The following is a 12,538-nucleotide window of genomic DNA, read 5'->3' as shown; positions in this document are numbered from 1 at the left end:
ACGGAAAGGTCAATAGATATTCGAGATAAAGCTATTCTTATGTTACTATCTATCTATCTATCTATCTATCTATCTATCTATCTATGGCATGAGACGTAGCGAAATTATTAAACTTCAATTGGATGATATTGATTGGGAAAATGACAGAACTTATATAAGAAGATCAAAAAATAGTCCAAACCACAAATATTTCCGCTCTCACCGAATGTTGGAAGTGCCATAATTCATTACCTGCAAAAAGTAAGACCAAACAATATTCCCCAAAAAGAAGTTTTTCTAACTACTCTGGCACCTTATAAAGAGCTATCAGTTCATACGGTATACAAGATTGTTGAAAAGCGGGGGTTAAGACCAATGCAATTAGGAATTGCACATCATAGTCCTCATGCTCTACGCCACGGATGTGCTACCCATTTAATAAACACGGAGATATGTTTGAATGAAGTCCGCGATCATTTGGGGCAATTAAGCATGTATGCTGCCCGAATATATGCAAAGGTCAACCTTGTCAGCCTTCGTAAAATATCTGAATTTAATTTATCAACAGGAAAATACCAATCCTATATTCAAAAAAAGAAGACCACCAGGATATCCTGGCGGATAGCGAAACTTATTTCCTGTAACCATTTCAGATCACAAAGGAAAATAAATTAGAAAAGATGTATTTTCCGTATTTTTTTAACTAAAAAGAGTTAAAATTTAAAATTCCATTAAAAAAAATAATTTATATCAAAAAATAATTTAATTTAGAAGTAGAAATTAATACCACAAAATATTAATTACCAAATCATTGAATATGAAAATATAATCATTAGAAATCATCCAAGTTTTTTAATTTTCTAATAAATATTCATAAGTCATTTAGCTCTCCTGGATCCTGTACCGTTATTTTATATCAATCGATCAATAAAAATGTACCACTCTCTAATAGATGATTTGGGATAGAAATTGTTGACCTGTCTCTGCTCTATATGATTGATCCCAATCTTAAAAAAGCTAAAGTGATGGATTGCATTTAGATTTTTAGAGATTACTCTATTAATGAAACTTGATCATGCCATCAGCATTATTTTTGATCAATCAATAAATTTTCCTATGAAAAATTAATAAATAATACAACCATGAACACCCTATCACTACTTAATAATCATTTTAAGTATCCATTCCCAACATTAAAAACCCCTAACGCAGATCTTCTTCAGGGGATTACCGAAAATGACTGGATCGACGGAGAATATCTGTGGCTTTACGAGCAAAATCCAGACCTGCGCAAGAAGTACAAGAAAACCCAAACAGCTCATATCGCTGCTCAGTGGTTCCCTACTGCGCCGGTTGAACGTTTTAAGCCTATTTGCCGGCTGATGCTTTGGACGCTTTACAATGATGATATCTATGAAGAAAGCGAGCCGGAGGATATTGAAGCTGTTCGAAGCCAATCTATTGCCATACTGAATGGTGAAATTAATGCCGAAGAATCAACCATTCCTTTGGGAGCCATGCTATTTTCACTGAGACAGGAGCTTCTGCAATTTATCCCGGAGGAATCAATCTCCAGATTTGCTCAAATGATTAACAGATATTTTATCGGATTAGAAAAAGAAGTGCAGTATAAAAAAAATAAAAAATTCCCGACAATAACGGAATGTATTGCCCTGCGGGAAGATTCAATCTGCTTATATCCTTTTTTGCAGATGACAGAAGTGGAAACCGGTGTTATTCTCCCTAAGGAAATTCATGAACACCCTGTGATACGTCGTTTACAGGCATTAGCCTGCCATTTGGTAACCTATTTTAATGAAGTGCAGTCTGTAGTGAAGGATGAAGCTACAGGAAGCATTTATTATAATATTGTAAAAGTAATCCAAAACGAGCGGCAGCTTTCCCTGGAAGAAGCCTGCCTGGAAGATCTGCGCCTTCACAATGAAGATCTTAGGGAATTTGTGGAATTACAATCCTCACTTCCCGATTTTGGTATCTGGCAGGATGCTGTTGTCAACTGGATACACTATATGAGCATGGTTTTAAGCGGATGGAAGAATATCTCCACAAAGCTGACCCGTTATAATGCTATGGACTTTCCGGATGCAGAAGAGCTGAAAAGCAAGCTGAATCAGATATAAAAAAGACAACTAATAATTTACTATAAAATTATCTAAATAAAATGAAACCAGAAGAATATAAATCAAAAAACTACCTGCCACGCGGCTTTTACCCCTGGCCCGATCTTATCAGCCCACATGCAGAACAGATGGGGAAAGATATGGATGGATGGATTGATAATGACTATACTTTCCTTACCGAAAAGCAACGGGAAAAATACAAGAAAATGAGGTTACATATGTGTACTGCTCGGATGTGGCCTGATCTAACCTATGAACAAAGTATTCCCTGCAACAGATTCATGCTTCAGTATGTTGCACTGGATGACCAGATGGAACATTCACCCCCGGAAGAAATGGAATATCTTCGGAACCGTTGTACAGAAATTCTCAGAGGAGATCAGCCAAAGCAAGAAGAAAATGCACTCTGCCAGCATATAGCGCTGATAAGAGATGAATTCCGTGCTTTTATGCCGGACATCTGGATGGAACGTTTTATTAATTATTTCTATCAATCCTTCCGATATGGTATTGAATTGGAATATCCATACAAGACAGCTCAGCGCCCACCCTCACTTACGCTTTTCAAAACCATCCGGGAATATTCTGTTCTTATGCGTCCGTATTTAATCTTCGGCGAAATAGAATCCGGACTTGTTTTACCCGAGCATATTTTTGAGCATATTGTCGTTCAAAAAATGATATCTCATATGACTTTGACCGTGGCATGGCAAAACGACATCCACTCTCTGCCAAAAGAAATGGCGAAAGGGACAGAAGTTTTTAACCTGGTATTTGTATTGCAGCAAGAATATAATCTTTCGCTGGAAGATGCCTGTAAAGAGACACTCCGTATTCATCATGAGGAAATGCAGGCATTCATGACCTTACACAAAGAATATCGTGAATTTGGTGAATATCAGGAACATGTAGATAAATTTGTTTATTACGCCGGAATCGGACTTCAGGGAGTAAATACTTTCTATCTGGAAACTGAAAGGTATCAGCATGGCGGGACGGGTTTTGCCTGGCCGGAAATTAGCAATATATAAGAATTAAAAAAAATTAACGAGACATTATACTGCACTGCAGAGAATTACCCTCTCTAGTTATTACCATTCAAAATAATTTAACCTCTAAAGAGATTGAAATAGAAAAAGAATGTTTAAATATGAGCACAAGGCTTCTATTGTTCTGTAATATGCCAGAGAAGGAGATATACATATTCCGTATAATATTTTCGTAAAAAAATAATTTCATAAGAGCTAATAGCAATACAGGAAAATGAATTTACATTCAATATTTCTGTTTAATTTTCAGAGCTGAGAAATATAATAATGTTGAAAATATTGAATGGATGGGGTTCCATAGTGCAGATATTCTTAAGACGGAATCATTGCAAAATATCTTTTTATATTCAAAATATGATCAGATAATTTTGGAACTCTCTTAAAAGAAAGAATAGCTATTGACTTAAAATTAATCAGTTACATAGCTATTCTTGTATTTTCAATATTACTAACAATGAATGACTAAACATGAAAACTGATATTATAAAAGACAGGCTTGCAGAAGAATTAAGCATTGATTATGATACATGGCATACTATACTAAACAATACACAGCCAAAGGATTATGTTTGTAACCACTGGCTAGTAGAAATTAATCCAGCAGATATTGAGATTGATGTTCCTAATGGAATCTTTTTGGTTAATGATGGTTTTTTTTCTACAAATGGAACATTAGGGTTAGATAGCGAAGATATATTTTACAATAAAGCTTTTATTGCAAAAGGTAAATTTAAGTTAGACAATCCATACAATCTAAAAATAGAGGAAATTAAAATTGAATTTGAAACATATATTTTTTAGACTACTTTTTTTATTAAAAAAGAACCCTCATAAAACTTAATGGAGTGTCCTACAATAATGTTGACAAGATTAATAAATATAACAATACAAAATATAGAATATTCCTTTATAGATTGCATAGAGGTAACTATTCTTTAGTGCTAAAATGGATTATTTAAAACATACTTTTTTCTGATTAGCTATAAGTTGACAAAGTCTTTGAAACACTACATAATAGATTACGCAACATAATGGGAATAAAGAGTATTAAGATGAACCATGTTGTCATTGCGAACCGCAGGTGAAGCAATCCCAGAACTTTAACTCAACTTAATACTCTTACAATCTTATCAACCTTAATGGTTTAAAGATTATTTTTATTACCAGCTTTCACCGCTGACTTTATTGCTTTCTCAACAATTCTCCAATCGTAAAAGTGAAATACCCTGCCGTTACTCATTGCAACGAAAATTCCTTTAGGAAATTTCGGACCTAAATTAACATTAGTCACCTCAGAACCATCACTTTCCAGTGTAGAAACAGGGATTTCTGCAATTCTTCCTTTGGACTGATCTTGTCTTAGATAGACATTGAATGTATCATTCTGCTGATTTGAAACCAAAATATATCCTTTTCCTTGAGAAGTAGGGTAGATCGAAATTCCTTCTACGTCAGATTTAAAATCTCCTTTCCCGAAAACTGATAATTCCTCATTGCCTTTCGCAGGATCTGCGTAATATTTGTGAACTCCGAACTGCTCATCAGAATAATAGATGTAACCCATTTCATCATCTACAGCAATGCTTTCAATCTCTTTCAGGCCGCTGTATTTTCCAAATTTACGCACAACTTCTCCTGTGATGGAACCTTTTTTTTCAGAAAGTTTATATTGCCAGAGATACCCGTCACTTGGACCTGATTTTCTTCCCACAATAACAAATATATCTCCTGTTTCAGGATTTTTATACATGGAAACTCCCATTGGGCCACGTTCTGATTCTCCGTCAAATACAGAAATCTCTCCGATTTCTTTCAGCTCAGGAAGCGTATATAATTTTACTTTATTGGTTTCTCTTTCGGTTACTGCTGCGATATCTGTTTTTTTACCGTTGATGATAAAACCATATTCAATATCAACGTTATTGGGACGTTTCAATCCCAGCGCCTTATTGATGATTTTTCCGTTAAGGTCAAAGGCATACAACCCGCCATCAGTATCTTTATCTGTTCCGATGATGATACTTTTTGAAGCATCCTGAGGATTGATCCAAATGGCAGGATCATCGGTATCATGAGCGACAGTTTCCGTAATAACGGTAGGTTTTAATTTTTCTGTTACTTCTTTCTGCCCAGTACAGTTGATCACAAAAGGAAGAACTGAAAGAGCTAATATATAATGTATGTTTTTCATGCGTATTTTAAAAATCAAATTTCACCCCCATTGTAAATCTTGGTCTGTAATATTCAGCCTGGGCGGTTCTGCTTTGAATTCCCTGGTAATATCTTAACGGCTGATTGGTCAGATTATTTGCTTCTGCGAAAACTCTAAGCTGGCTTGTAATCTTGTAAGAAGCATTGGCATCAAGGAAAAACTGCTTATCGTAATAACGGTCATCAAACGCCTTGCCGCCCAGTTCGTCAATATAATGAGAAGCATAATTCATAGAAATTCTTGCTGAAAAACGTTTGTTTTCCCATGAAAGAGATCCATTGAACATATGAGGAGCCGCTCCCGGAAGACCTACATCTGTCCTTTCAACACCATCTTCATTGGTAATTCCTTTTGCTTTAGATTTGGTATAGGTATAGTTTACATAGACTCCAAGTCCCTTCCAGAAAGCTCCCGGAATAAAATCAAGCTGTCTTTGCAAAGCGACTTCAAAACCATAAATATCTACATTGTCACCGTTACGCTGCTGGGTAAATTTCCAGTTGCTTTCTCCGGCAGGAATAGGATTGGTTTGTCCTGCAAAGTCATTCGCAAAATCGTTGGCGGTATAATTTCTTTTGGAATAGGTGTAAATAAAGTCATTCAGGTTTTTATAAAAAATTCCCCCTGAAAGAATTCCCACAGACTTAAAATACTTTTCTGCCATGAAATCAAAATTATAAGCATACGTTGCCTTTAAATTTGGGTTTCCGGCGGCAACGATCTCATCCTCCGAAATAACGTTAAGATAAGGAACCAGTGAGTAGTAGTTCGGGCGGGCAATTGCCGTAGTAAAAGCTGCACGAAGCACGAGATCCTGTACCGGAACATATTTGAAGGAAATATTCGGAAGTACGTTCGTATACGTATTGGTATTATTGATTTGTCCTACCAGATCCTTTTCATTCATCACATAGTTTCCGGTATAATCAATCTGCGTGGTTTCAATACGTGCTCCGACAATCATGGATAGTTTATCATTAAAATCCTGATCCCAACGGATATATCCCGCATAGATCTGTTCCTTTGCACTGTAGTTGCTTGAAAGATATTTTTCAGGTTTCAGGGTACCCTTGAACAAATTTGGATTAAATAAATCCAGACCTCCAAGATAAGAAGGATCTACGAAGGTCCCCGGGACATAGTTTCCTGGTTGAAAGTTCTGACCATCAAGAGATACTGTTGGCACAGACAAAAGGCTTCCCATAGGGTTGATGGGTGTGAACGCATAGAAATCATTATCTCTTTCCTTTTTCTTCAAACGCATACGCAAACCAGTACGAAGACGTCCTTTCTGACCATCAATCACTGAAAATGGAAAACGAACATTCACTTTTGCTCCTAACTCTTTTTCCTGCGTAAAACTGTTGGCATCCGAAAGATCACTTAACTTATAACTGCCTAAATTATCCGCAGCAAGGAGATTGAACATCGGTTTTTCAGGATTGCTAAGGTCAGGAGAGAAATTCATCTTGCTGTTTTCAAACTCTATATAACGCTGATGAGGTTTGTCCTCACTTGCTGTTGCATAATTTACTGACCAGTCGAGATCCACTTTGGAACCTAATAAATGCTCTCCTCTTAAAGCATAATTCTGAACTTTTTGTTTTTCCAGACGCGTATTGTCATTATTGGCATCACCTCCTTTATTTTGTCTTGTGATACTTCCTTTCCAGTCTGTAATTTCTGTTTCGTCAGCATTGTAAACCGGTTTTATTTTATATCCTAATGCAAACCTGTTTTCTTTATCATTTCTGAAATTATACATTGCAGAAGCATAGATCTTGTTTTTGGAATTGAATTCATAATCCATATTAAGATCAAAACTATGTCTGATACGATGTTCATTATAATAACGAACTCCCATTTTACTTACATACACTGTTTGTGCAATATCATTAGCCTGGCTCCACACAGGTTCTATATTATCCGAACCAAAATTGTTGTTATTATAAGAAAAACTGAATACAGCACCCAATTTTTTATCTAAAAATCGGTTTCCATATACAAATCCGGCAGTATAATTTCCTTTTTCACGGATCGGGTTGTATCCACCGGCAACGGTTGCAGAAATTCTTTGTCCGTTCGGGGAAGCTCTGGTAATCAGGTTTACAGAACCTCCGATGGCATCAGCATCCATATCAGGAGTTAGCGTTTTGTTGACTTCAATGGTGGAAATCATATCCGAAGGAATCAGGTCCATCTGTACATTACGGTTATCTCCTTCGGCAGACGGAATTCTGTCACCGTTTAAGGTAACTGAATTAAGATTGGGGGCAAGTCCTCTGATGATAAGGTTTCTGGCCTCACCCTGGTCGTTCTGTATGGTAATTCCCGGAACACGTTTCAAAGCATCCCCGATATTGGCATCAGGAAAACGCCCGATCTGATCTGAAGAAATTACATTGGTAATATTGGCATTGCTTTTTTGCTTATTTAAGGCTCTTGCCTGGTTTTTTAAAGTAGATCCTGAAACGACAACTTCTGCAATAGATGTTTCTTTTTTGTCGAAAACGATATTTTGCCGGGTGTTTTTTTCAGGTTCAACAGTGATGTTGTATTCATGAACACCATAGCCGAGATAATCAATTTTCATAGTATAACTTCCTGGAGGAACATTCAGGAAAACAAAGTTTCCGTGTTCATCTGAGGTCGTATAAATATTTCCCGGACTTAGGGAGATTTTAGCTCCCGGCAGGGCTATTTTCGAGTCGTCATTAATGTTTCCGGAAAGAGAACCGGTCTGTGCATAGAAAAAAATAGAGGCACAAAATAAAACAGAGGTAAAAATTTTCTTCACTTTTCCTTTTTTAGATAAAAATCATAACGAAATTAAACATCTGTTTGGAAAAGGAGTTGAAGAGAAAATTAAGTTTTTCTTAAGAATTGTTAATATAGAAGCCCGGATTTCCGGGCTTCTATATTAAATTTTCAAAAAGTATTATTTAAACTGTGTTTGGAATTCCCGGAAAGTTTTGCCAAACTCTTCTGCGAATTCATAATTACTGAACTCATATTCTTCAAGCACTCCTGTTCGGGTAGAAAATCGAATATTTCCATAACGTACTACAGGAATTTGATAATTACTTTTAAACCTTTTGTCACGACTACCGTTTTTATTAACCTTTGCCCAAGTTTGCCCAATGATTTTGGAATCTCTGGGAACCGTTGATGTTTCTGTAAATCTGGTATGGGTTTGCTGAAAATTCAGTTCATCAATCCCTATAATTGCAAAGTTATTTTCATTGTTATACATGACAATAAATGTTGGATAAATATAAAAATCTGCTCCATTTGCATTTTTCAGATACAATGCCTGATAATCTGACTTTATATAAGGAATTGATTTCAATGCAAAATGAACTTCACGTCTGCTTACCAGCGTACCTGCAGAGGATCGAGTTGCCACTCTGTCTTGGAAATGTGAACTTGTAATATCCCATATCTTATGAGAAGTCGTAAGTTTCTTGAAAGCTTCATACAGCATTTCAAATTTTCTTTTAATCTCCTGATCGAAATCAATTTCAAGGTTAACGTAACATTTTTCGATCATCATTTTTATCTGATCTATAGCTTGTTGTTGAGCCTGGATATCTCTATCAGAATTTTTGGGAATACTTTTATTGATCAAACCATAAAGAAATAGAAAGCTCAAAAGTTTTTTTGTCCTTGTTACAAAGAGCGTTCTTGAAGTTTTTTTAAGGTCAATAATTAATTCCTTTTTTTGTTGATGGGCTAAAATAATTGATTCTTTGATTCCCTGCATATTTTGGCTTGTTACTTCATGAATGTCAGCACTGAAAATATTTTCGTCATAATATGAATGATTAATAGGATTCTCCGGATACAGTGAAGCAGGTGAAGGTTTAAGTTTTGGACCGGAATTAGACACTGATTGAGGGCTGGTTAATTGATGCCGGCCAGAAAAACCAAGAATAGTAGTATTTAATACCGTACCGGATTTACTAAAATTAATACTGGCTCCTTTTACACCTATTGTAGTAGATATTCCTCTTTTACTGAAATTAAGATGTACTCCGGGAATCACTTTGATCCTTTTTCTGTAGCTCCAGGCCATGATTATTGTTTTATGGGTTACAGGTCAAAATTAAACAGTAACACGGTCGTTTTTTTACGGTTTCCCGTAACAGCCTATGATCAACTAAAGAAATCCTATCTTTCAGAACCCAGATTTTTTTCAGTATGATTTCCTTCCACCAGCAAAGTCAGTTCATCACATCGTATAATTTTATGATCCTGTATGGTAAATTCTGCCAATACTTTATGAGAAACAAAACTTCCGTCTTTTAATACGGATCTTGCCATATGATTGGTAAAGATGATCTTCCCATTTTCAGCATGGTTGATGATCTCGATCTTCTGTTCAGCCACTTTTTCTTTCAGTTTTTTAATATGAAGAACAAATTCTTCGTAATTTAATTGCTGGTGATCAACCGATTGAATGTAGTCTTTTGAAAAATATTTTTCAATTAATAATTCGTCAAACGAAGGGTTTTCCAGAACTTCGCTGAAAACCTTTTGGATAAAATGTTTCATAATTTTTTATTTGAAACAAAATTACCTCAGGGATGGATGATCAAACGATAACAATTGTAAAGAAATCATCTGCGGTTCCGGATTCTGCTCAGTGAGACACTGGTAATTCCAAGATAGGAAGCGATATAGTGTTGTGGGAAGCGCAGCAGAAGCTCGGGTCTGTCTTTTAAAAGCTGTTCATATCTTTTCTGTGGAGAATCTTTAATAAAGGAGATCAGCCGTTGGTTGATTTCACTGAAACGTTTGTAAAAAAGTGGATGAAAAGTTTGCTGAAATTCCTGATTTTCCATAAGCTTATGAAAAACATCTACGTGCATTTCATAGAGTGTAGAAACTTCCAGCGTTTCAATGATAAATTCACTCCGGGTACCATTCAGAAAGCTGTCAAACGAAGATACAGCCTGATTTTCTGTTATAAATTCCAAAGTAAGTTCTTTGCCGTCCTGATAGAAAAACTCTCTTAAGGCTCCGCTTTTTACAAAGAACATTCTATCTGAAACTTTTCCTTCATCAAGAAGTATCGTTTTGGCAGGATAAGTAACTTCGGCTAATACATGAAGCTCCGTTTTTAAAAAAGAATGAATATCCGGAATGTTCATATCTGGTCTGGATTAATGTAAAGTACTCAATATATTTTGCATGATCATTTTAAATGAATCCTCGTGCATAATAAAGCTGAACAGCAAAGAAAAGTACGGTGAAAAACCACACGACATAAGGATGGTAACTGAAATTATTCTTCAAAATGTAGTGTAGTGCTTTGAAAAGTTTAAAGATACCGACAATACCAACAATCATAAAAACAAGAAAGACCAGAAAAAACAAATAGTCTCTTGTCCCATATTCACTCACCTTCCCGAGACGATCCAGATAAGACTCTACATTCAAAGTTTGTCCCAAAAACATAGCTGAACTGATTAATATAAAAAATGGAGTAGAGGTATACACAGTAGTATAAATGAAAGAAAACAGCAAAGTCCGGAAAGTGACTGTATTTACTTTTTCCTTTTTGTACCATAATAAAACAACACTGAATACTACTGCGGTAATATTATTCATCAGGAATATAAACAGTGCCTTTTCCATCATACTTAGTCCCTTGATCTTCGAAATAATATTATGTTCACCACCATAATCCATTAAAAGAACAGAGATTATGACAGAGGTATACACGGAAAGTTTGATGGGAGAAAGGTAATCCTGAAAGCGTTCCGTTTCTTCTTTTTCCATCTCGTGTATAGAAAGATCATAGCAGCGGCGGGGATCCTGAAACAATTTGAAAACGGTTACTGGAACCAATAATATTTCAATAATAATCTGAAGGCAGAGCTTCTCAAAGCTATCGATCAACTTTTCAAACATATACACGGGTATTAGGGAACGCCTACGCAATTTAAATAAATTTTGAATTATATATCAAAAATAAAATAGGCGAACAAAAAAAGAATGGACGGTTCAACCAGAACCATCCATTTTTTTTTGTATAAAAGGCTTTCTTACTTATTTAGGAAGTCCTCTTTTTAATGCGTTATTCGCTATTTCTACTGCTTTTCTTTCTTTCCAGTCCATATACCTTTTTTTGTATCGTCCTTTCATGAAGTTGTCGAAATTACGCTGTACAGTAAGATTCCATAGAGAATGTGCTTTTACAGCCCAGCTTTTATCCCATGCACGCAGGGAGATAGAGAAAGAGCCATCCAGATATTTCATCCAGTGCCACCAGCCGGTAGGCATGAATAAAGTATCTCCATGTTCCAGAAAGCATTCGATTCCTTCAATACCATCAAGGGCAGGGAATTTTTCAAAATCAGGATTTGAAATATCATAATCTTCCAGTGCATAAGTGGCATATGGAAGCTTATACAGACGTGATTTCCATTTGTATTCAAACAGAAGGACGTGCTTTCTTCCATTGAAGTGAGTATGGAAAATATGAGGCATGTCGATATCATAGTGAAGGAACGTTACAGAACCTTTACCTCCGAAAAACATACTTGGATATTTATCTAAAAATCCTCCCATCAGATTCTTTGGCGGAACATAATCGTTCAATAGCTTTGGAGCAAATTTTATAGGATCAAAAAAGAAGATTCTAAGATCAGTAGGCTCCCTTTGAATCAGGTCTACATACTCGCTAAAAGGCATTTTTGTCGTTGGAGTATTGATAGGTGCTGCAGGATCAGCCTTGGAACTGTCATATAAAGGAACTTCAACATCGCCTACTACTTCCTTTACGTAATCCATCGTCCACTTTTGATAAGCAGGCCAATTTCTAGCCATATTCTTGATTACCACTGGCTTACATGGCTTTAGATATTTTTCACGAAATTCTTCTTGTGAAATGTCATCTACAATATCAATCGGTTTAAGGATTATTCCCATTCGTTCAAATTATTAAGCTAAAGTATTAAATATTTATGAAAATAAAAGTAAAGAATTGAAATTATTTGGAACTAATATAAATAGAATTTGATACAAGTCTATAGACACGCTTTGACGCATTTATAGCCAAATGATTAACACTATTTTTCAGCATTAAAATACGGGCTTTTTTGATTATAAAATACGCTTTGAAGACAATATTATTATCTGTATAATTGTCA

12 protein-coding genes are annotated in these 12,538 nt (G+C 35.7%); 5 read left to right on the top strand and 7 right to left on the bottom strand.

Annotated elements, in window-relative coordinates:
• The first annotated feature begins 88 nt into the window (after positions 1 to 88).
• The 5 genes from AC07UM_RS02370 to AC07UM_RS02350 all read left to right on the top strand — a co-directional run bounded on the left by AC07UM_RS02370 (position 89) and on the right by AC07UM_RS02350 (position 3,970).
• On the top strand, positions 89 to 223 hold the full coding sequence (locus tag AC07UM_RS02370; RefSeq protein ID WP_494682660.1) for a hypothetical protein: 135 nt from the start codon (positions 89 to 91) through the stop codon (positions 221 to 223).
• Positions 187 to 654: a tyrosine-type recombinase/integrase gene (locus tag AC07UM_RS02365; RefSeq protein ID WP_494683061.1), complete on the top strand. Its 468-nt coding sequence runs from the start codon at positions 187 to 189 to the stop codon at positions 652 to 654. The genes AC07UM_RS02370 and AC07UM_RS02365 overlap by 37 nt, the downstream gene beginning before the upstream one ends.
• Before the next feature lie 467 nt (positions 655 to 1,121).
• A complete protein-coding gene (locus tag AC07UM_RS02360) occupies positions 1,122 to 2,120 on the top strand; it encodes a terpene synthase family protein (RefSeq protein ID WP_494682661.1) in 999 nt (332 codons plus the stop codon).
• Between the two features lie 41 nt (positions 2,121 to 2,161).
• Entirely contained in the window at positions 2,162 to 3,151 is a 990-nt protein-coding gene (locus AC07UM_RS02355) for a terpene synthase family protein (protein WP_494682662.1), read from the top strand.
• A 486-nt stretch (positions 3,152 to 3,637) separates the two neighbouring features.
• Positions 3,638 to 3,970, top strand: a complete 333-nt coding sequence (locus AC07UM_RS02350) for a hypothetical protein (protein WP_494682663.1) — start codon at positions 3,638 to 3,640, stop codon at positions 3,968 to 3,970.
• A 343-nt stretch (positions 3,971 to 4,313) separates the two neighbouring features.
• Here AC07UM_RS02350 and AC07UM_RS02345 read toward each other — a convergent pair whose 3' ends face one another.
• The 7 genes from AC07UM_RS02345 to AC07UM_RS02315 form a co-directional block, all read right to left on the bottom strand.
• Positions 4,314 to 5,360 (bottom strand): phytase, encoded by a 1,047-nt coding sequence (locus AC07UM_RS02345; RefSeq protein ID WP_494682664.1) that lies wholly within the window; start codon positions 5,358 to 5,360, stop codon positions 4,314 to 4,316.
• 7 nt (positions 5,361 to 5,367) lie between these two features.
• Positions 5,368 to 8,178 (bottom strand): TonB-dependent receptor, encoded by a 2,811-nt coding sequence (locus tag AC07UM_RS02340; protein WP_494682665.1) that lies wholly within the window; start codon positions 8,176 to 8,178, stop codon positions 5,368 to 5,370.
• Between the two features lie 141 nt (positions 8,179 to 8,319).
• Complete coding sequence (locus AC07UM_RS02335) at positions 8,320 to 9,456, bottom strand: DUF4236 domain-containing protein (protein WP_494682666.1); 1,137 nt, start codon at positions 9,454 to 9,456, stop codon at positions 8,320 to 8,322.
• 95 nt (positions 9,457 to 9,551) lie between these two features.
• Positions 9,552 to 9,935, bottom strand: coding sequence for a hypothetical protein (locus AC07UM_RS02330; protein WP_494682667.1), 384 nt, complete (start codon positions 9,933 to 9,935; stop codon positions 9,552 to 9,554).
• Positions 9,936 to 10,000: 65 nt separating this feature from the next.
• Complete coding sequence (locus AC07UM_RS02325; protein ID WP_494682668.1) at positions 10,001 to 10,534, bottom strand: Crp/Fnr family transcriptional regulator; 534 nt, start codon at positions 10,532 to 10,534, stop codon at positions 10,001 to 10,003.
• 49 nt (positions 10,535 to 10,583) lie between these two features.
• Entirely contained in the window at positions 10,584 to 11,297 is a 714-nt protein-coding gene (locus tag AC07UM_RS02320) for a hypothetical protein (RefSeq protein WP_494682669.1), read from the bottom strand.
• A gap of 138 nt (positions 11,298 to 11,435) precedes the next feature.
• Positions 11,436 to 12,317 (bottom strand): cupin-like domain-containing protein, encoded by an 882-nt coding sequence (locus tag AC07UM_RS02315; RefSeq protein ID WP_494682670.1) that lies wholly within the window; start codon positions 12,315 to 12,317, stop codon positions 11,436 to 11,438.
• Positions 12,318 to 12,538 lie beyond the last annotated feature (221 nt).

The sequence above is a fragment of the Chryseobacterium sp. GW821-FHT04C04 genome, assembly GCF_059420365.1.
This window is presented reverse-complemented; position numbering and strand designations above follow the sequence as displayed.

Coding starts and splice junctions, on each gene's coding strand:
- AC07UM_RS02370 (WP_494682660.1), top strand. CDS start 89: ATGAGACGTAGCGAAATTATTAAACTTCAATTGGATGATATTGATTGG.
- AC07UM_RS02360 (WP_494682661.1), top strand. CDS start 1,122: ATGAACACCCTATCACTACTTAATAATCATTTTAAGTATCCATTCCCA.
- AC07UM_RS02355 (WP_494682662.1), top strand. CDS start 2,162: ATGAAACCAGAAGAATATAAATCAAAAAACTACCTGCCACGCGGCTTT.
- AC07UM_RS02350 (WP_494682663.1), top strand. CDS start 3,638: ATGAAAACTGATATTATAAAAGACAGGCTTGCAGAAGAATTAAGCATT.
- AC07UM_RS02345 (WP_494682664.1), bottom strand. CDS start 5,360: ATGAAAAACATACATTATATATTAGCTCTTTCAGTTCTTCCTTTTGTG.
- AC07UM_RS02335 (WP_494682666.1), bottom strand. CDS start 9,456: ATGGCCTGGAGCTACAGAAAAAGGATCAAAGTGATTCCCGGAGTACAT.
- AC07UM_RS02330 (WP_494682667.1), bottom strand. CDS start 9,935: ATGAAACATTTTATCCAAAAGGTTTTCAGCGAAGTTCTGGAAAACCCT.
- AC07UM_RS02325 (WP_494682668.1), bottom strand. CDS start 10,534: ATGAACATTCCGGATATTCATTCTTTTTTAAAAACGGAGCTTCATGTA.
- AC07UM_RS02320 (WP_494682669.1), bottom strand. CDS start 11,297: ATGTTTGAAAAGTTGATCGATAGCTTTGAGAAGCTCTGCCTTCAGATT.
- AC07UM_RS02315 (WP_494682670.1), bottom strand. CDS start 12,317: ATGGGAATAATCCTTAAACCGATTGATATTGTAGATGACATTTCACAA.